Origin of the sequence: Corynebacterium sp. HMSC08C04, assembly GCF_001807495.1 — a bacterium.
GTDB lineage: Bacteria > Actinomycetota > Actinomycetes > Mycobacteriales > Mycobacteriaceae > Corynebacterium > Corynebacterium simulans.
The window spans coordinates 298,700-316,532 of record NZ_KV789202.1 but is presented as its reverse complement, the minus strand read 5'-3'; the positions used below and the strand labels follow the sequence as shown (position 1 = coordinate 316,532).

The window sequence follows — 17,833 nt, the reverse complement described above, 5'->3', positions numbered from 1 at the left end:
ACATTGGCACACTATTGAGTTCTCAGACATCATCGCCACACAACGAACAGGCACCATTTGAATAGTGACAGCTCATTATGAGCAAAAAATTTGTTTTTGTCAGGGCCTGTTTTCCTATCGCCGCTTCAGCCAGTCACTGGGTGACTGTGGGGCGCTGTCGGTCGCGCTGACTCACATAAAGTTACACACCACTTTGAAACTTTACAAATCCGCAGGTAAACACAACTTTTTAGGTCTTTATACCTAGCCATTTTTTAAGGCCTGAGGCGTATGGATTCACCCGTCGCACGTTGGCGGGCAGCAGCACCGCCCACAGCACGTACGTAACGGCCGCCGCGAGCATCATTGGCACCCCGTCGAGCATCTCCTTCATTCGCAACACGAAGATGGCTGCCGTTGCAGCGGCAATCAGCACCGGCATGTAGACGGTCTTCCACGAACACAATTCAAGCGAGACAACGAGAGCGGGCACCAGGAAGCCGAATGCTGCAATGAGCCAAATAGGTTTACCCACAATCAGCCAGCTAAGCCCAACGCCAAGGAGGCTCGCCGCCGGACTGACCAAGCTTGCGATGATGACATGTCGCGCCCAAGTACTTTGGCTGCCGCCAAGCGTGACGAAGTTGGCCAAAGAATCTAGGTGTTGCACAACAGTTGCCATCGCCAAGATGCCCATTGTCATCAGCATGTTTCCGATATTCGGTCCGTTCTCAGGCCATGTGCTGCTGATGAAGGCGTTCGCCACCGCTGCGATACCCAGGACCACCCAGCCGATGACCCAACCGCGAACCAACGGGCGGTAGACCAACTGACCTTCAAGGCTTGCTGGGAAGTGTCCAAAGCTATCATTGCCTGGAGTATCCGCTAGAAGGTCTTCGACCGTCATGGTTTTGGCTTTGGCCTTCCAACAGGTCAGCTTCCACGCGAGAATTAGCGCCGTTATGACGAGGGCGAACCACCATCGCAAATAGATGCTGATGACACCAGCAATTAGGGCTGGCATTACCGCTACGATTCGCCCATAGCGAGTTGTAACCGCGGTGCTAAGGCCCAGCGCCTGTGCTTTGGCCTTGTCTGGTTCAGTCGCAAAAGTCTCCGCCCAAAGTGCGACGAGGGCGAATACAGTAATCAGCGGGTCTTCAATTCCGCGAAGCAGGAAAATTCCGGACAGCAGGAATATCGTGACCAACGAGCTGCTCCAATTGAGCGTGCCGAAGAAGAGTTTCATTGTGCACCTCCTAGCGCCAGCACCGCCTCTTCCAGGGTGACTTCCTGCGCGCGTAGCCCGAATTCTGCCGCCTGATCGAAGACGCACTCGGCGAAGTTGGGGCGGGCGTCGATAAGCACACGCTCTGCGTGGACCGAGGAATGGCGGGCCAATACCGGCAACTGTAGGCGCCCCAGCGCCCTATCTACTTGTTCCGCAGGGCCCGTCACCGCCACGATGCAGTCGACGAGGCTTTCAATGGGACCAGACAAGGGGGCTTCGCCAAGCAAAAGCACCGTGTCGAGGTAGCCCTCAATCTCATCGAGATGATGGGTGGACACCACAATCGTGCGTTTGCCCTGTTCCTCCCGGAGGACCTCAAGAAAGCGCTGCCGCTTATCGACGTCGAGGCCAAGGTAGGGCTCATCCAGCAGCATCAACTCGCAGCCGGAAGCTACGGCGAAGATAAAACCCATCGCGGACTTCTGGCCGCGGGACAAGCCGGAGTAGTTCTTCTTCGGGAGCGCAAATTGCGCGGCAAGCTCTTCAGCCCGCTCCTGGTTCCAGGTCTTCCACCGCGCCTTGCCAATGCGGAAGAGCTTGTCTACGTTCCAGCCATCGAAAAGCGGGTTATCAATGCCCATCAGGATGATGCGATCCATGATCTTCTGGTTGTCAAAGGGACGCTCCCCAAAGACTTTCAACCCCTCCGACTTGAGCTGGCCTGCGATCATGCGCAGCAGCGTCGTCTTGCCCACTCCATTGGGACCCACCAGGCCGTGGGTCAGGTTATCTTCGAGCGCGAAAGACAGCGCCGGAGCATTTTGCATAGCTAGGTTTTCGGCTTTAATCATTTCGACCACTCCGGGATACGTTGGGTATTTGCGTACAGCGGGTAAAAGTAGTGAACGGGCAAAACAAGGACGATGCAGACTACGCATACGATCGCGCCGGTAGGCTGCGACATTTCCACGCCCCGAATAAACCCGAGAAGGCTCATTCCTCCTATCACTCCAACGAGGCCCAACCACAAACTCGCATTGCACAACACAAAGAACAGGACATAAAGTCCTACATTCACGAAGAGATCCGCGGGCGCAAGCAGCCCACTTAGTGCAAGCACGCACACCAAACCGAGCAAGCCCGTGCCTAGGTTGTGGCGGCGCCAGGAGCGGCGCGTGCGCCCGAATGCCTGCCACATGTAAAGGTCGTCGCCAAAGAGCCAGCTGCTACCAAGGGCGCCAAAGAGGACGGGAATTGCCCAAATAAATGGATCCCGCACTGAAGGGAATACGCCGGGGAGCAACTTCTGCCAAGCGAAGAGCAGGCCGCCAACGATGACGGCAGTGGATAGTATGACTTTCCACCGCGAGCCCTTCGAATCTTTAACGGCGGTGCGCTTGCGCTCACGATCTTTATCACGGATTTGCTTGTATAAATACCAAACGACGAAAAGTGCGACTAGCCCGGTGATTCCCAGCGCTTGCGGCAGTGGGATAACACCAATATTGAACACGGCAATGACTCCGACCACGAGCACCGCGAGGGGAATATTCAAACGAAGGAAATCCGCGCGCCGGTAGCCAAAGGCCTTGAATGCCGGAAAAGGGACCAAGAGTGCAACGGCCAAATTGAGACCCAAGCACGAGTACATAACCTGCGAAACTAGGGGGAAGTCTGTCCAGAACCGCGCCGAGGAAAAAACTACAATCAGTACCACCGCGGCGAGACAGCGCCACCAATAGTCGGTGATGTGGTGCCAAAACAGGCTAAACATGGGTTTTAACATCGAGCCCTCCCATCGCGAGCTTCACTGCATCTTCCAAGTTGACCGGCTTGCCTTGGGCGACGCCGCGCTCCACGATGACGCGGGTATTGCCACCTACGGTCTCCTTAACGAGCGCCGCCTCTTCCAGCTCTGCGGGTAGGGACCCGGTAACTGCGACTTCAACGAGGGCGTCGTCAAGCAGAGCGGCATCAAAAGTGCGGACAACGCCGTCGCGCAGCACTAGGTAGCTGTCGACCACTTGCGAAGTCGCGTGCAGATCGTGGGTCGCCAACACCACCGTGCGCGGATGGGCCTCCAGCTCAGCGAGGAGCTCACGATAGAAGGCCTCATGGTTATAGGCATCGAGACCCAGGTAAGGCTCATCCAACAGAGTTAGCGGCGCACGCGCCGCGAGAGCAATGACAATAGCCAGCATGGAACGCTGGCCGCGGGAAGCCGAACCATGTCGCGTGCTCAGATCGAGGCTGAAGACCTCGATGAGATGCTCCGCCACCTCCTGCTGCCAGTGGGGGTAGCGCTGGGCTGCAACCTTCACAATCGCGCCAAACTTCCAGGAACTCGGGTAGGCGGTGTCCACGCCAGCGAAGACCACCTGATCCATCACCTCGGCGTTATCGAAAGGCGCTTGTCCGAAGACCTCAATTTTTCCCTTGTAACGCGCCTGCCCGGCTAGCAGCGAAAGCAGCGTGGACTTGCCTGTGCCGTTGCGGCCAACGAGCCCGTAGATGCGGCCTTCCGCTAGCTGAATATTGACGCCGTCCAGGACGGTCTTGCGGGAGAAAGACTTGGAAACACCCTGCGCGGTTGCAACGGTGTTTGCAGTAATTGCAGCGTTTGCGGGGTTCGCGGTGTGTGCGGTGTGTGCGGTCATGAGTAGAGTCCTCTGCTTTCTGCGACACGGTGGACAAGTTCTTGTAATTGCTCGCGCGTATACCCAAGGCGGACGGCCTCATCGACGAGGGGGGCGACGTATTCGGCGGCGAAGTCATTGCGTCGCCGCTGGCGGATTCTTTCGGTAGCGCCGGCCGCCACGAACATGCCGATGCCGCGGCGTTTTTCTAGAATTCCAAGTTCGGTCAACAAAGTAATCCCCTTTCGTGCCGTGGCGGGGTTGATGTTGTGGAAGGCGGCTAGCTCATTCGTCGAAGGCGCCTGCGCTCCTTCTTCCAGGCCACCTTCCACGATGGAGTCCTCAATTAGCGCGGCGATCTGTCTGAACAACGGCTGCGTTGAGTTATCCATGTACGCCTGCACCTCCTCGCTTGCTCAACTGGTTAGTTACTCAACTAACTAACTAAACAAGTACCTCGGATTTTAGATTGACGCAAGAGCAAAACTTTTCTAGGCCGCCTGACCTGCCAATTTTCCCCAAGGCATCGACGTTTAGTGACTAATGGGGCACACTGGATCCCAAAGAAAATTTATTTAGAACTATTAGGAACGGAACTTAGGAGCCATGCTTGAACGAACACTTGTCTTCGTTGACACGTCTTACCTGCTTGCGAGCTTTTATAACTCATGGGAAACCGGAGCTCGCGCGCAACTAGAAATAGACCTCCCAGAGGTCGTAAATAATCTCGGTTCCATGGTGGAGAATCAGCTCGGAAACCGCATTCACCGCCAGTACTGGTACGACGGAATCCCAGACACTGGTCCACACCGCTACCAGCGCGCACTGCGAACCTGTGATGGCGTGCAGCTTCGCACCGGCCAGCTCATCGAGTGGGGCGAACGCCGCACCCAAAAGGCAGTCGATACCCGCCTCGTTGCCGACATGATCCTCGCTGCAATGAAGCAGCAAGTCACCGACTTTGTTTTGGTTTCCGGTGACGCCGATATGATCCCGGGCGTACAAGAAGCCGTAAACGCGGGCGTGCGCGTGCACCTCTACGGCTTTGGCTGGGACTCCATGTCCTCCGCCCTGCGCCACGCTTGTGACACCACGACCATCCTCGATCCGCGCGAAGACTTCGCCGATGCAATGGAGCTGCAGGTTTTGGAAGGCCCACTGCCGCCCACCATCCGCGAGCCTCACAACAGCGACGAAGAGCTGCCGCAGGTGCCTCAAGCAGAGGACGAGTGCGAGCCTTCCGAGGCAGAAGCAGCGTTTACCTCAGCACCGAAGCCCAGCCCCTCCCCTGCCGACCTCGCGCCACATACGGCCACCACAACGGGCTCGGGTGAAACTGCCGAAACCAAGCCTGCGGCCGAGAACACGCAGGCACCGCAGACCCCGTCTCCGGATTCTGCCGACGGAACGCAAAGCGCAGCCGAGACCCCGAAGCCAGCTGCACCGAAGCCGTCCATGATGGCTCCGCGCCGCAAGCTGCGCTCCAAGTACGTGCCACTACCCGAGGAGGTCTGGACCTCTGCAGGCTTCCAGTCGCCATTCGACGTCGGCCAGCAATACGCCTCCTGGTGGTTCGAGAATGCCGCCAACGCCGAGCAACGCGACCAAGCACACCTACTCTCGGGCGGCGGCCTGCCGCCGGAGATCGACCGCCCGCTGCTGCAGTTTGCCTGTGAAACTCTGCACGAGTACACGCTGAGCGAATCCCAACGCGTCAATCTGCGCGATGGCTTCCACTCCGGCATTCGTGGCGTCCTCATCGCCATCCGCCGCGAGGAAAGCTAACCTCCTCGCCTAAAAGGAGGCGGCCACCCCTTCAGCTCCCTCAGCGTTGAGGAAAGAAGGAGGTGGCCGCCTCTTTTCTATTTCTGCCTTAAAAGCCTTAGTGGCTACTTCTGCTCACCGGAGCCTAGCTCTTTCTGCTTAGCCATCTCGGCGCGGATCCCCTCCAGACGGGAGGTTGCCTTCATGTCATTGCCGGCCGCGGTGATTTCCTGAATACGGCTGCCGCCGGAAGCCTGGTGCAGCTCCTGCGCACCCAGTGCATCGGTATAGCGCTTTTCAATCTTTGCGCGCACAGAATCTAGTGTAGGCACGGAGTCATCCGCCTGCAGTTCGTCCATGGACTGCACGACCTTGGCGTTTTGCTCCTGCATCGCAGCCTGATCAGCCTGCGCCATGAGCTCGTCGACCTGTGCCAGCTGCTCCTTCAGGCGCGCCTCGGACTGCTGCTGCTGAGCCTTAGCCTGCTCTGCAGCCTGAGCGGCAGCGGCGTGTTGAGTCTTTACGTTCTCCAGCTCATGTTCCACAGCAACCAGCTGAGAGGCTACAACCTCGGCAGCCTGGTTGTACTCGGAAGCAGACTGCGGGTCATCCGCCTTATCTGCTAGCTCGAGGGCGCGCCGCGTCTGGTTTTGGTAATCCTCCTGCTGCTTGAGCAGGCGGTTGATCTGCAGCTCGAGCTGGTTCTTGTGACCGATGATTTCCGCCGCATGCTCGGAGATCTTGCGGTGTTGTTCCTTGGCACCGTCCACAGCCTGCTGAATTTGCACCTTAGGGTCGGCGTTCTCATCGATCTTCTGATCGAAAGAGGCCATTACGTACTTCCAGCCTTTGCTGAATGGATTCGCCATTGAACTAACTCCTTGCGTGTGGAAATAAGGGAAGGTCCCAATAAAAAGGACGCTTTCTAGCGAGTTTAGCCGGACTAGCTAGAAAGCGTCCGAGAAAAGAGCTTGAGGGTGGGGGATAAAGCGCTATGCGCCGAACCCGCCGGCTTCCTAGCTCTCGCTTTGCGCGTTCTGCTCTTCAACCTGACGGCGGACGTCCTCCATGTCGAGCTCCTTAACCTGTTTGATCACATCCTCGAGGGCTGCTGGTGGCAATGCACCCGCCTCGCGGAAGACCAGGATCCCGTCACGGAAGATCATCAGGGTAGGAATGGACTGGATCTGCAGCGCTGCGGAAAGGCCCTGGTTTGCCTCGGTGTCGAGCTTGGCGAAGGTCGCGTCTGGGTGCTCCTCGGAAGCCTTCTCAAATACCGGCGCGAAGCGCTTGCACGGGCCGCACCAATCAGCCCAAGCGTCTACGAGAGTAATGCCCTCACCGGACACGGTCTGCTCAAAGGTCTCTTCAGTTACGTCGATAGTTGCCATATAAATCTCTCCTGTTTTTCGGGGTCTTTCCTATCAACGGTACATGACTGAGTGTTATTCCTTAGCGCACTATTGCAATATACCCCCTGGGGGTATACGGTCGGGTTGTACCCAAAGAAAGGAAAAACAATGAGCGTAAAGAACTACACCGTAGAGGGCATGACCTGCGGACACTGCGAAATGTCGGTACGTGAAGAGGTCGGCGAAATCGCCGGCGTCAGCTCCGTTAGCGCAGACCACACCACCGGCGCCGTCACCGTCGAGGGCGAGGGCTTCACCGACGAGCAGGTTGTCGCCGCCGTTGCAGAGGCAGGCTACAAGGTCAAGGCCTAATTCACTCTTCCCCTTCCTAATTCACTCTTCCCTCTTAGAACCATGACTAATCTCGCCCACCTGGATCTTGGCGTTTCCGGCATGACGTGCACCTCGTGCTCGTCGCGCGTGCAGCGCAAGCTCAACAAGGTCGACGGAGTAACGGCCAATGTCAACTTCGCCACCGAGACCGCCGCCATTGAGTACGACCCGGCCACTGCAAACCCCGAATCCCTCATTGAGGTAGTTCGCGGCGCCGGCTACAACGCTTTCACTATGGGCGATGATTCTTCCGATGCGGAAGACCCCGAGAATGGCTCAGATCCCACCGCGGCCGCGCGCGCCCAGGAGTCCCGTGATCTACTGCGCCGCACCCTCATCTCAGCCGCGCTTTCCACACCGGTAATGCTGGTTTCCATGCTGCCCAGCCTGCAGTTCGACAACTGGCAATGGGCGGCCGCAATTCTGGCGACCATCGTCTATATCTTCGGCGGCGCACCTTTCCACAAGGCGACGTGGGCAAACCTTCGTCACGGCTCCTTCACCATGGACACGCTGATTTCCATAGGAACCACCGCGGCCTATTTTTGGTCGCTGTATGCCATGTTCTTCGGCACCGCTGGCCAGCCTGGGATGAAGATGCACATGGAGCTGATGTCCAACCACGCACAGATGGATCACATCTATCTGGAATCGGTGGGCATGGTCATCACATTCTTGCTGTTGGGCCGTTGGTTTGAGGTCAAAGCCAAGGGCCAATCCTCGGAGGCGCTGCGCACGCTTCTGGGGATGGGCGCCAAGGACGCTACGCTGCTTGTCGACGGCGCGGAAAAACGCGTGCCCATCACACAGATCCAGGTAGGAGACATATTCGTCGTTCGTCCTGGCGAGAAGATCGCCACCGACGGCGTCGTGGAAGTCGGCGCCTCCGCCGTAGACGAGTCCATGCTGACAGGCGAGTCAATGCCCGTGGAAGTCAAGGCGGGTGACCACGTTACCGGCGCCACGTTAAACTCCGCCGGCCGCTTAGAAGTCCGCGCCACCAAGGTCGGCGCGGATACCACGCTCGCGCAAATGGCCAAGCTGGTCACCGACGCCCAGGCTTCCAAGGCCCCAGTCCAGCGCCTGGTAGACAAGATTGCACAGGTCTTCGTGCCCGTGGTCATCATCATTGCCGCCCTAACGCTGCTCGCGCACTTGGTCTTTGGGGACGGCGTCGCACCAGCCTTCATCGCTGCGGTCGCTGTACTCATCATCGCCTGCCCCTGCGCAATGGGCCTTGCAACTCCGACTGCCATTTTGGTGGGCACTGGCCGCGGCGCGCAGCTGGGGCTTCTCATCAAAGGCCCTGAGGTCCTCGAGTCCACCAAGAAAGTAGACACCATCGTCATGGACAAGACCGGCACCGTCACCGAGGGCAAAATGACCGTCGCACGTGTGCATCTCGCACAGCAAATGGGAGGCTCTACAGCAGAAGGCAGGCTTCTCCTGCTCGCCGCGGCGGTGGAAGTAGGTTCTGAGCATCCGATTGCCAAGGCCATCGTTTCAGCAGCCCAAGATCTGCCGCAGGCAGGCCGCATTGAGCCCGCAAGCGATTTCCATTCCGTGGCAGGCCAAGGCGTCAAGGGCACAGTAGACGGACACCGCGTGCGCGTAGGACGCATAAAGGGTGAGCAAGCAGCACGCGGCGAGCTCGCCGCCACCTTCCAGGCCGCGGAGGCCGAGGGTGCAACCCCGGTCGCCGTCTACGTGGACGATACGCTCGCTGGAATCATCGATGTTCGCGATACGGTGAAGCCGACGTCTGCCACGGCCGTCGCCAAGCTCCGCGAACTCGGCCTTAACCCACATCTTCTGACCGGTGACAACGAAGGAGCAGCGCGCGCCGTCGCCAAGGCCGTGGGCATCGCCGACGCGGACGTGACCGCAGGCGTGCTGCCGTCCGACAAGGTGGCGGTAATCAGGCACTTGCAGGAGGAGGGAAAGACCGTTGCCATGGTGGGTGACGGCGTCAACGACGCAGCAGCCCTTGCCCAGGCAGACCTCGGCCTAGCCATGGGGGCTGGCACCGACGTGGCGATTGAAGCATCCGATATCACCTTGATGAACAGCGATCTGCGCTCCGCAGCCGACGCCATCCGGCTCTCGCGGCGCACGCTGCGCATCATCAAGGGCAACCTCTTCTGGGCCTTTGCCTACAACGTACTGCTCATCCCAGTAGCCGCCTTGGGCCTACTCAACCCGCTTTTCGCCGGCATCGCTATGGCCTTTAGCTCCGTGTTCGTTGTCAGCAACTCACTGCGTCTGCGCAACTTCCAAACTTCCTAGCATTTTCCCAGCACACAGAGCTATACCCGGCTATAGTGCCCTTGTATGCGGACAATCAACCAAGGCCACATTTCACGCGCGGAGCGTCTCGACCGCCTGCCTGTTACTAAGAAACACAAGAAGCTGTTAGCCGGCTCAGGGATCGGCTGGGCACTCGATGCCATGGATGTCGGACTCATCTCTTTCGTCATGGCAGCTTTGGCAACCCACTGGGGCATTAGCCCTACCGAATCCTCCTGGCTGGCTTCAATCGGCTTCGTGGGCATGGCACTCGGCGCGACCTTTGGAGGGTTGCTTGCCGATAAGATTGGGCGCCGCCAAGTATTCGCGCTAACCCTGCTGGTCTACGGTTTGGCCACCGGCGCATCAGCCCTCTCGACCGGATTGACGATGCTCCTTGTCCTGCGCTTTATCGTCGGCCTCGGTTTAGGCGCAGAACTGCCGGTGGCATCAACGCTCATTTCCGAGTTCTCCCCGCTTAAAGTGCGTGGACGCATGGTGGTCATACTTGAGGCTTTCTGGGCAGTGGGCTGGGTGCTCGCAGCGCTCATTGGCACCTTTGTAGTCGGGGCGTCGCCTAGCGGCTGGCGCTGGGCCTTGGCGCTGGGAATGGCACCTGCCATCTACGCCCTGTTCGTGCGCCTCCGTCTGCCCGAATCGGTGCGTTTCTTGGAATCCAAAGGCCGGCACGCGGAGGCAGAAGAGGCGGTGGCCTCCTTCGAAGCAGCGGCCAGATCCGAGGGCAAACCTCAATCTTCTGCCGTTACCCCACCGACCTACGGGGAGGAAGACATCACCTCGACTAGCATTTGGTCGGCATCACTGCGCCGGCGGACCGCCGCGTTCTGGTGCATCTGGTTTTGTGTGAACTTGAGCTACTACGGCGCGTTCATCTGGATTCCTTCACTCCTCGTAGCCGATGGGTTCAGCCTGGTTAAATCCTTCAGCTTCACGTTAATCATCACGCTTGCCCAGCTGCCCGGCTACGCCGCTGCAGCCTGGCTTATTGAATCCTGGGGCCGACGCCCAACGCTCGCCGCGTTCCTAATCGGTTCCGCCTGTGCAGCAGGAATGTATGGTTTTGCATCCACCACGACCTTGATTCTCGTGGCAGGTTGCCTGTTGTCCTTCTTCAACTTGGGAGCCTGGGGTGCGCTTTACGCCATCGGCCCAGAGCTCTATCCCACCCACCTCCGCGGCGCGGGAACGGGTGCCGCCGCGGGCTTCGGCCGGCTTGCTTCCATTCTCGCTCCATTGATGGTGCCAGTGGTAGTCTCGCACGGCGGTAAGCCCTGGCTTTTTGCCATCTTCGCCGCCGCATTCGCTGTGGCAACAATTGCCGCATTCTTACTTCCGGAACAACGGGGAAAGGCACTGGTATAGAGATGAAAGCACGCTTGCGCGCTGCCGTTGCTCTGGGCGGATATTGCGCGGTCATTTTGTCACTGACCACCCTGAAAGCCTTCTTCCAGATCGGTTATCTCTGGAATCCGGATAATCAACGCGCCAGGGAGCTGCGTCTGATGCCGCTGGATGATCTGTTCTCCGGCAGCTGGTTCAAGCCCGCGTTTGAATACGGCGGTAACTTCGCATTCTTCGTCCCACTTGGAATACTGCTCTACGTGCAGGTGGGCTCGAAACTCAAGGCAACGATCTGGGGTCTTGTCTTCTCTGCCCTAGTCGAGACCATCCAATACGTCTTTTCGCTAGGGCGCACCGACATCGATGATCTCTTCTTCAACACCCTGGGTGCATTCTTCGGCGCCTGGTTCGCGCAACAGCTCGGAAAAAGATTGCACGCCTTCTGGCAATGGTTGGCCATCGCCACGACCGCAGTATTTATCGTGCTCGTAGTACTCGGCCCGCGCCTAGGTGATCCTGCAAAGGTCAAGGATTTGTCTCTGTATGGATCTGCTGAAGAATCGCTTTCCGCGCAGCTTTCCACTGCGGCCCTTCCGGCTTAGACCACGAATAATGCTCCGCGTCATCGAGGAGCACCGTCTCAATGCTGAGTCCATGCGCACGTGCTCGAGCCATGAAGTATTTGACCTCGTCGGCGTTGACGGTCTTGTCATTTTTACCGTGGAGCACCACGATGCGGGCTTTGTCGTTGACATTGTCCGCAGGTGAAGCTTCGAAATAACGCTGCGGCACCTGGCGCGGCGTACCACCTAGAAGCGTGCGCACAAACTTATCGTGCTGTCTAAAGGCCAGGTGCATGTCATAAACACCGGCAATACCCATGCATTTATCTACGCGGAACTTTGGTGCGGCACCAGGTGCCTTTGCCGGCAGCGCCGGACGCGAACAAGCCCACGTCGAAAGGTTGCCGCCCGCTGAATAACCAGCAACAACGACATTGCTGATGTCGAGGGGGATGCGTGATTCATGCGCGAGCTGCGGAATGAAGTCAATAGCCGCCGCAACGTCGTTGTACGTCATTGGCCACCCACCAGGCGCATCCTTCGCGTTCAAAGTCACGCCACGGTATTCCACGTTCCACACTGCAACTCCGTGTTGGGCTAGGTCGTTGACCACGGGTGCCGCAGAGCGCGCAGTAGACTTTTCTTGCCATCCACCACCATGGAAGAAAATCACTAAAGGGATCTTTTTCGCAGGTGAAAGCTTCTTGGGCGTCACCAAGTATCCATGTTGTCGCGGGTGTTGATGGCCATAAACAAACTTCTGGGCATTTACCTGCGGAGAGGGTTTAGTGGGCATCACGGGCGCCGACGTGGGCTGCCCCGTGCCTCCTTCAGGCGCTGGGGTGCCGGAACAACCAACGCCACTGAGGCTCAATGCCATAACGGCCGCGGCAAAGGCGCCGGAAATCGCTAAGCCGCGGATATGCGACACCGGTTGCCTATTCTGAGGGTGCGGCAGGCTATTAGCCATGTGCCATGTTGACGAACTTGGAGTAGTGCAGCTGATGCGCAACCTGGATTGTATCGATAGGACCACCACGGTGCTTAGCCAGGATAATGTCAGCCTCGCCAGCTCGTGGGTCATCCCGGTCTTGGGAGTCTGGGCGGTAAAGCAGCATAACCATATCGGCGTCCTGCTCCAGCGAGCCCGACTCACGAAGGTCAGCAAGCTGCGGCTTCTTGTCAGTGCGGGACTCCGGGCCACGGTTCAGCTGGGAAATAGCAATCAGCGGCACCTCGAGCTCCTTGGCCAAAAGCTTAAGCTGTCGGGAGAATTCCGAGACCTCTTGCTGACGGGATTCAACCTTCTTGCCGGAAGACATCAGCTGCATATAGTCAAGCACGATGAGGTCCAAACCATGTTGTTGCTTGAGGCGGCGGGCCTTGGAGCGAATCTCCATCATGGTGAGGTTCGGAGAATCATCGATGAACAGTGCCGCGTCTTGGATGCGGTTGAGCGTCTGGTCGATCTTGGCCCAGTCTTCAGTGGAAACGCGGCCACCGCGCATATCGGATAGCTTTACCTCCGCCTCAGCCGAGAGCAAACGCATCACGATCTCAGAGGCAGACATCTCGAGGGAGAAGATTACGGAAGTCTTGCCATGCTGCAACGAAGCCGAACGCATGAAGTCCATGGCCAGCGTCGACTTACCAACACCAGGACGCGCCGCGACGATGATCATCTGGCCAGCACGCAGACCATTGGTGAGCTTGTCCAAGTCAATGAAGCCAGTTGGTACGCCGGCCTCCAAGCCACCGTTTTGCTGCAGCATCGCGAGCTCGTCAATGGTTGGATCGATAAGCTTTCCCAGAACTTGATAATCCTCGGTTGTCTTCTTCTGCGCCACCGCAAACACTTCTTGCTGGGCACGATCCAAGACAGACTCGATTTCTGCATCTTCGGCGCCTTCAAAACCCAGCTGAACAACGCGCGTACCTGCGTCAACAAGCTTGCGCAGAACTGCCTTTTCCGCAACGATTTCCGCATAGTAGCGAGCATTCGCTGCAGTAGGAACGGTGGCCAAAAGGGTGTGCAAGTAGGGCGCACCACCCACGCGCTCCAGATTGTTATAGCGGTCTAGACGGGAGGCCACGATGACCGCGTCAATGTCAGTGCCGGCGGCATAAAGATCGACCATAGCCTGGTAAATCAACGCATGCGCTGGGTAATAAAAGTCATCTGGTTCGAGCTCCTCAATGACTTCCATAACCGTATTCGGGCTAAGGAGCATAGCGCCCAAGACGCCTTGCTCCGCTTCCCTATCTGAAGGCGGCTGGCGGAACTCGCCATAGCGCTTAACGTCATCCCTGCGCTTGCCGCGGTAGGGGCGATCTTCTACCTCCGGCACATCGGGCGCCTCTGGCGGTACGTAGTCAGAGTCATCAAAGCTTGCATTAGTCATAGACAATCCATCCCACGATATTTTTGCGGCCGCTAGGCGGCATATCTCCCCTCGGCTACTCTTTCGAGCTTTAAGTCTAATGCAGCGGATAGACATACAATTTTCGCCCCGATACACGCTTCGCTTGGGTATAAAACGAAAGTTTTCCACAGGCACTTGTGCAATTCCCAGGTGAGTGCGTACTTTTGCCCTAAGACTGCTGTTAGGACCTGTGGATAACTCCTTCAAGCCACTGACCTGCGATTACTATAAGCGCAGGTCAGGTGATGTTTTTGCCAATGTGAAAATGTACACAAAACCAGTGGACAACCGCATCTACCTGCGCATTAACGCTTTTACCCGCGGGTTAACGAGCGGTAAAAACAGCCTCCACTTGACAAAAGTTATCCACAGATTTGGAAAGTTATCCACAGTTGTCCACAGGCGGGTGAAATCGTGCCTAAAACGCGCAAAAGGCCCCTGGGGTTTGCCACCTCACATGGCAGGCCCCAAGGACCAACTGCGTTGCTGTTGTCATTGTGGTTTCCATGCTTCGGGCATGGAAACCGTCGTGCGCCTTAAATCAGTTTTAGGCAGCGACGACCGAGAAGTTCACCTTGCCGAGAACATCAGCGTGCAGCTTGAGCTCGACCTGGTAGTTGCCGGTCTTCTTGACCAGGCCCTTTGGCAGAACGACGATGCGCTTGTCCAGCTTCGGGCCGCCAGCGGCCTCAATAGCGGAAACGATGTCATCTGCAGAAACGGAGCCGAAAAGCTTGCCGTTCTCAGAAGTCTTCATTGCAACCTGAACGCCGGAGAGCTGTTCGAGCTGGTTGCGGACCTCGCGTGCGTGATCCAGGTCGCGGATTGCGCGAGCTTCCTGGGCGCGCTTGATGCCCTCGATCTGCTTCTCAGCACCGCGGGTGGCAACGATTGCCAGGCCGCGAGGAAGCAGGTAGTTACGTCCGTAGCCGTTCTTAACCTCAACAATTTCGCCTGGGGCGCCGAGGTTCTCAACGGCAGCGGTGAGGATCAGCTTCATGATCCCTGCCTTTCAATTGAGTTAGTTAATAATTGCGTTTGACAGTGTTTAGAACGGGGGTTCAGCGTCTGCACCGCCGAAGCTGCCGGCTTGTGGTGCAGAATTCCACGGATCATTAGAAGGAGCTGACTGCTGCGGAGCGCTCTGGTTTCCACCAAAGCCGCCCTGGTTGCCGCCGCCAAAGTTGTTGCCACCCTGGTTCTGCTGCTGGCCGCCGTAGTTGCCACCACCATTGCCACCATTGGCGGACTTGCGGGTGACCTGAGCGGAAGCGTAGCGCAGGGATGGGCCAACTTCATCGACCTCAACCTCAAAGACAGTGCGGTTTTCGCCCTCGCGGTTCTGGTAAGAACGCTGGCGGAGGCGGCCATTAACAATGACACGCATGCCCTTGGTCAAAGTCTCTGCAACGTTTTCTGCGGCTTGGCGCCACACGTTGCAAGTCAGGAACATGGCTTCGCCATCCTCCCACTGATTCGTCTGCGAATTGAAGCGACGAGGGGTGGAAGCAACGCGGAAGTTTGCTACAGCTGCACCCGCTGGGGTGAAGCGAAGCTCCGGGTCAGCAACTACGTTGCCAACAACGGTGATTGGGGTTTCTCCCTGTGCCATGGTCTGTTCTCCTTATCGGTTACGTGGATTCTTAAAACTCTGAAACCAGTATCCGCTATTTGCTGTCGGTGCGCAGAACCTTGGTACGCAGGATGGTGTCGTTCAGGTTCAGGCGGCGGTCAAGCTCGAGTACCGATGCGGACTCGCACTCAAGGGTAACGACGGCGTAGATGCCCTCTTCCTTCTTGTTGATGGCGTAAGCAAGACGACGCTTGCCCCATACATCAACGTTTTCAACCTTGCCGCCGTCCTTACGGACAACTTCCAGGAACTTGTCTAGGGACGGGGATACGGTGCGCTCATCCTGGTTAGGATCCAGAATAATCATGACTTCGTAGTGACGCACGGACCTCATCACCTCCTATGGTCTAGTAATTGTTTTCGGCCATATCACCTTTGCGGATATGGCAGGAGGGTACGTTGCGTCAAGCAACCCCATCACAATAGCGCATTGACCGGCCAAAAAGAAATCCCCAACGGGATATTTCCGCTGAGGACTTACAGTCTGTAACCAAGCACACGAACGACCGTGCGCGTGGCTCGCACCTAGCTCCGCATGGTGGTGGCGAAGAAGATCGCACTGCCGGCTGGAATCACCGTCAGAAACAAAAGCGCCAGTAGGCCAAGCAAGATGGGCCAACGGCGATCTTCGCTGCGCTGATAGAGATAGTAAGCAGCCATGACGCAGAAGAACCCGAGGACGATCGAAACGATTCCCACGATTGTGATACCCATTTAGGCAAACTCCCCTACTAGCGGATCGCGGCCTGCGTGTGCCGCGCGGACTTTATCGACGCTCTTGCCCAGCATCTGGCGCACGACGAGCACACCAATGACGATGATGAAGCCGTCGCGGGCGATGACCATGATATCGAGCAGCTCATGCCCGATGCCCTTGTTTTCCTCCCCCAGCATGTGCCACATGAGAACCGGCCACACCAGGGCGTCGACAAGCATCCAGCTCATCAGCAAACGCCAACGCGGCAGGGCTAACAGAGCCGGGACCACCAACCACAGCGAATACTGCGGGGACCAAACCTTGTTCACCAACAAGAAGGCCATCAAAATTAGGTAGATTAGCTCGGCCACGCGCGGCGTACGTGCCACCCGCAGTCCGAAGACTCCAATGACCGCGCATGCGATGAGGAAGGCGGGCAGGGTGAAGGCGTTGAGGAATTCCGGGCTGAACTCGATTCCCGTCACGCGGTTAAGCACGGCATAGATGGTGGTCCACTCCGCGCCACGTTCCTCGTTCAAGCGGAAGAACTCGTGCCAAGCCTCCGGGTACTTTTCTGCCACAGGGACGTTGACCACGAGCCAGGAGATCACCGTACCGCCGAGCATTCCGCCTAACGGCGCCCACTTCTTGTTTCGCACTGCCAGCACTAAGAACGCGCCCAGGATGAATAGTGGCCACAGCTTGAACGCAGTACCGCAACCAATCAGGATTCCGGCGAGCCAATTCTTGCCACGGGTTACGGCGAGAAGTGCGCCCACCATGAAAGCGATGGAGGGGATGTCCCAGTTGGTAAATCCATGGATGACTACCAGTGGGCTGGCCGCCATCAGTACGGTGTCCCACGCCCGGTTTCCGGTCAGGCGGAAGACCATGTAGACGGTAACGACCCAGATGCACGACATCACCAGTGCGGTGAGCCCGAAGTACCAACCGGATTCGGCGATGCCAAACCAGTGGCCCACCGGGTAGGTAGTGCGCGAGAGCCAACCCATGATTCCCTGAAACATCCCGGCCAAGACTGGGTATTCCATGTAGCGAGTGAGGTCACCCTCCTGCCACGAAAAGGCATAAGGGAAGCCACCCTGGTCGAGGCCGCGGCCACCGTAGAGCGGGATGATGTCGTTGTAGCAGAACGAGGTGTACTGACGGTTGCCATCCCAGTTCAGCGAAATGAGCCCTTCTGCAGAAGTGCGGCTGCCCGCGCAAGTGGCCTTGCTGAGAAAGCCGAATACCAGAAACATCCAAGCCACCGCGATGAGGGCGCGCAGGGGGCTAAACCATTGCTCCTTGCCCGAATATGCGAAACGACCCTTCGGCCCTCCGAAGAACTCGACGACATCGTGCGCAAAAGGCTCCGACGAAAGCGGAACGAGTCCAGTATTTTCCGCCGCTGCCTTATCGGTGGCGGCGGGTGATACGGGGGCAACGGGTGAAGTGGGGCGAGCTTGCGCCCCCGACTTCACCTTACGAAGGGCCCTATCAGTCACGCTGAT

The 17,833-nt window shown here is 57.8% G+C and carries 19 protein-coding genes; 5 read left to right on the top strand and 14 right to left on the bottom strand.

Annotated features, from left to right (window positions below; all coding sequences use genetic code 11):
* Positions 1-229: 229 nt before the first annotated feature.
* From HMPREF3169_RS04710 to HMPREF3169_RS04690, 5 genes are all read right to left on the bottom strand, one after another.
* A complete protein-coding gene (locus tag HMPREF3169_RS04710) occupies positions 230-1,228 on the bottom strand; it encodes a hypothetical protein (RefSeq protein ID WP_061925181.1) in 999 nt (332 codons plus the stop codon).
* Positions 1,225-2,061: an AAA family ATPase gene (locus HMPREF3169_RS04705; protein ID WP_188310733.1), complete on the bottom strand. Its 837-nt coding sequence runs from the start codon at positions 2,059-2,061 to the stop codon at positions 1,225-1,227. The genes HMPREF3169_RS04710 and HMPREF3169_RS04705 overlap by 4 nt, the downstream gene beginning before the upstream one ends.
* On the bottom strand, positions 2,058-2,765 hold the full coding sequence (locus tag HMPREF3169_RS04700; protein ID WP_148132101.1) for a hypothetical protein: 708 nt from the start codon (positions 2,763-2,765) through the stop codon (positions 2,058-2,060). The genes HMPREF3169_RS04705 and HMPREF3169_RS04700 overlap by 4 nt, the downstream gene beginning before the upstream one ends.
* Before the next feature lie 211 nt (positions 2,766-2,976).
* Positions 2,977-3,867 (bottom strand): ATP-binding cassette domain-containing protein, encoded by an 891-nt coding sequence (locus HMPREF3169_RS04695; RefSeq protein WP_070432733.1) that lies wholly within the window; start codon positions 3,865-3,867, stop codon positions 2,977-2,979.
* The gene (locus tag HMPREF3169_RS04690) at positions 3,864-4,238 is read right to left on the bottom strand and encodes a GntR family transcriptional regulator (protein WP_062036714.1); all 375 of its coding nucleotides are present in this window, start codon (positions 4,236-4,238) and stop codon (positions 3,864-3,866) included. Before HMPREF3169_RS04690 ends, HMPREF3169_RS04695 begins: the two co-directional genes overlap by 4 nt.
* 214 nt (positions 4,239-4,452) lie before the next feature.
* Between HMPREF3169_RS04690 and HMPREF3169_RS04685 the strand changes: the two genes are divergently transcribed.
* Entirely contained in the window at positions 4,453-5,631 is a 1,179-nt protein-coding gene (locus tag HMPREF3169_RS04685; protein WP_070432732.1) for an NYN domain-containing protein, read from the top strand.
* 104 nt (positions 5,632-5,735) lie between these two features.
* On the opposite strand, the gene HMPREF3169_RS04680 is transcribed toward HMPREF3169_RS04685, so the two are convergent.
* Together HMPREF3169_RS04680 and trxA are read right to left on the bottom strand one after the other, a co-directional pair.
* Positions 5,736-6,479, bottom strand: coding sequence for a PspA/IM30 family protein (locus tag HMPREF3169_RS04680; RefSeq protein WP_061925196.1), 744 nt, complete (start codon positions 6,477-6,479; stop codon positions 5,736-5,738).
* 147 nt (positions 6,480-6,626) lie between these two features.
* The gene (gene trxA / locus HMPREF3169_RS04675) at positions 6,627-7,001 is read right to left on the bottom strand and encodes a thioredoxin (RefSeq protein ID WP_061925198.1); all 375 of its coding nucleotides are present in this window, start codon (positions 6,999-7,001) and stop codon (positions 6,627-6,629) included.
* Between the two features lie 129 nt (positions 7,002-7,130).
* Here trxA and HMPREF3169_RS04670 point away from each other — a divergent pair, with 129 nt between their 5' ends.
* The 4 genes from HMPREF3169_RS04670 to HMPREF3169_RS04655 are packed head-to-tail and all read left to right on the top strand — an operon-like array spanning position 7,131 to position 11,605.
* Positions 7,131-7,334, top strand: a complete 204-nt coding sequence (locus HMPREF3169_RS04670) for a heavy-metal-associated domain-containing protein (RefSeq protein WP_061925201.1) — start codon at positions 7,131-7,133, stop codon at positions 7,332-7,334.
* Between the two features lie 42 nt (positions 7,335-7,376).
* On the top strand, positions 7,377-9,641 hold the full coding sequence (locus HMPREF3169_RS04665; protein ID WP_070455824.1) for a heavy metal translocating P-type ATPase: 2,265 nt from the start codon (positions 7,377-7,379) through the stop codon (positions 9,639-9,641).
* A gap of 45 nt (positions 9,642-9,686) precedes the next feature.
* On the top strand, positions 9,687-11,024 hold the full coding sequence (locus HMPREF3169_RS04660) for an MFS transporter (protein ID WP_070432730.1): 1,338 nt from the start codon (positions 9,687-9,689) through the stop codon (positions 11,022-11,024).
* 2 nt (positions 11,025-11,026) lie between these two features.
* Entirely contained in the window at positions 11,027-11,605 is a 579-nt protein-coding gene (locus HMPREF3169_RS04655) for a VanZ family protein (protein ID WP_070455823.1), read from the top strand.
* Here HMPREF3169_RS04655 and HMPREF3169_RS13090 read toward each other — a convergent pair.
* The 7 genes from HMPREF3169_RS13090 to HMPREF3169_RS04620 form a co-directional block, all read right to left on the bottom strand.
* Complete coding sequence (locus HMPREF3169_RS13090) at positions 11,529-12,362, bottom strand: alpha/beta hydrolase family protein (protein WP_371441003.1); 834 nt, start codon at positions 12,360-12,362, stop codon at positions 11,529-11,531. The genes HMPREF3169_RS04655 and HMPREF3169_RS13090 overlap by 77 nt on opposite strands.
* Positions 12,363-12,528: 166 nt before the next feature.
* Positions 12,529-13,968 carry a replicative DNA helicase gene (gene dnaB / locus HMPREF3169_RS04645; protein WP_070455821.1) on the bottom strand — a complete coding sequence of 480 codons (1,440 nt, stop codon included), beginning with the start codon at positions 13,966-13,968 and terminating at the stop codon, positions 12,529-12,531.
* A 568-nt stretch (positions 13,969-14,536) separates the two neighbouring features.
* The gene (gene rplI, locus HMPREF3169_RS04640; protein ID WP_062036695.1) at positions 14,537-14,989 is read right to left on the bottom strand and encodes a 50S ribosomal protein L9; all 453 of its coding nucleotides are present in this window, start codon (positions 14,987-14,989) and stop codon (positions 14,537-14,539) included.
* A gap of 48 nt (positions 14,990-15,037) precedes the next feature.
* The gene (locus HMPREF3169_RS04635) at positions 15,038-15,601 is read right to left on the bottom strand and encodes a single-stranded DNA-binding protein (RefSeq protein WP_062036694.1); all 564 of its coding nucleotides are present in this window, start codon (positions 15,599-15,601) and stop codon (positions 15,038-15,040) included.
* 55 nt (positions 15,602-15,656) lie between these two features.
* Positions 15,657-15,947 (bottom strand): 30S ribosomal protein S6, encoded by a 291-nt coding sequence (rpsF, locus tag HMPREF3169_RS04630; RefSeq protein WP_179294269.1) that lies wholly within the window; start codon positions 15,945-15,947, stop codon positions 15,657-15,659.
* 200 nt (positions 15,948-16,147) lie between these two features.
* Positions 16,148-16,336, bottom strand: a complete 189-nt coding sequence (locus tag HMPREF3169_RS04625) for a hypothetical protein (protein WP_062036693.1) — start codon at positions 16,334-16,336, stop codon at positions 16,148-16,150.
* A complete protein-coding gene (locus tag HMPREF3169_RS04620) occupies positions 16,337-17,827 on the bottom strand; it encodes a glycosyltransferase family 87 protein (protein WP_070455820.1) in 1,491 nt (496 codons plus the stop codon).
* Between the last annotated feature and the right edge of the window lie 6 nt (positions 17,828-17,833).

What these genes read in the sequence shown, in the direction of transcription:
- HMPREF3169_RS04710 (WP_061925181.1), bottom strand. Translation starts at nt 1,228, where the DNA reads ATGAAACTCTTCTTCGGCACGCTCAATTGGAGCAGCTCGTTGGTCACG.
- HMPREF3169_RS04705 (WP_188310733.1), bottom strand. Translation starts at nt 2,061, where the DNA reads ATGATTAAAGCCGAAAACCTAGCTATGCAAAATGCTCCGGCGCTGTCT.
- HMPREF3169_RS04695 (WP_070432733.1), bottom strand. Translation starts at nt 3,867, where the DNA reads ATGACCGCACACACCGCACACACCGCGAACCCCGCAAACGCTGCAATT.
- HMPREF3169_RS04690 (WP_062036714.1), bottom strand. Translation starts at nt 4,238, where the DNA reads ATGGATAACTCAACGCAGCCGTTGTTCAGACAGATCGCCGCGCTAATT.
- HMPREF3169_RS04685 (WP_070432732.1), top strand. Translation starts at nt 4,453, where the DNA reads ATGCTTGAACGAACACTTGTCTTCGTTGACACGTCTTACCTGCTTGCG.
- HMPREF3169_RS04680 (WP_061925196.1), bottom strand. Translation starts at nt 6,479, where the DNA reads ATGGCGAATCCATTCAGCAAAGGCTGGAAGTACGTAATGGCCTCTTTC.
- trxA (WP_061925198.1), bottom strand. Translation starts at nt 7,001, where the DNA reads ATGGCAACTATCGACGTAACTGAAGAGACCTTTGAGCAGACCGTGTCC.
- HMPREF3169_RS04670 (WP_061925201.1), top strand. Translation starts at nt 7,131, where the DNA reads ATGAGCGTAAAGAACTACACCGTAGAGGGCATGACCTGCGGACACTGC.
- HMPREF3169_RS04665 (WP_070455824.1), top strand. Translation starts at nt 7,377, where the DNA reads ATGACTAATCTCGCCCACCTGGATCTTGGCGTTTCCGGCATGACGTGC.
- HMPREF3169_RS04660 (WP_070432730.1), top strand. Translation starts at nt 9,687, where the DNA reads ATGCGGACAATCAACCAAGGCCACATTTCACGCGCGGAGCGTCTCGAC.
- HMPREF3169_RS04655 (WP_070455823.1), top strand. Translation starts at nt 11,027, where the DNA reads ATGAAAGCACGCTTGCGCGCTGCCGTTGCTCTGGGCGGATATTGCGCG.
- HMPREF3169_RS13090 (WP_371441003.1), bottom strand. Translation starts at nt 12,362, where the DNA reads ATGCCCACTAAACCCTCTCCGCAGGTAAATGCCCAGAAGTTTGTTTAT.
- dnaB (WP_070455821.1), bottom strand. Translation starts at nt 13,968, where the DNA reads ATGACTAATGCAAGCTTTGATGACTCTGACTACGTACCGCCAGAGGCG.
- rplI (WP_062036695.1), bottom strand. Translation starts at nt 14,989, where the DNA reads ATGAAGCTGATCCTCACCGCTGCCGTTGAGAACCTCGGCGCCCCAGGC.
- HMPREF3169_RS04635 (WP_062036694.1), bottom strand. Translation starts at nt 15,601, where the DNA reads ATGGCACAGGGAGAAACCCCAATCACCGTTGTTGGCAACGTAGTTGCT.
- HMPREF3169_RS04625 (WP_062036693.1), bottom strand. Translation starts at nt 16,336, where the DNA reads ATGGGTATCACAATCGTGGGAATCGTTTCGATCGTCCTCGGGTTCTTC.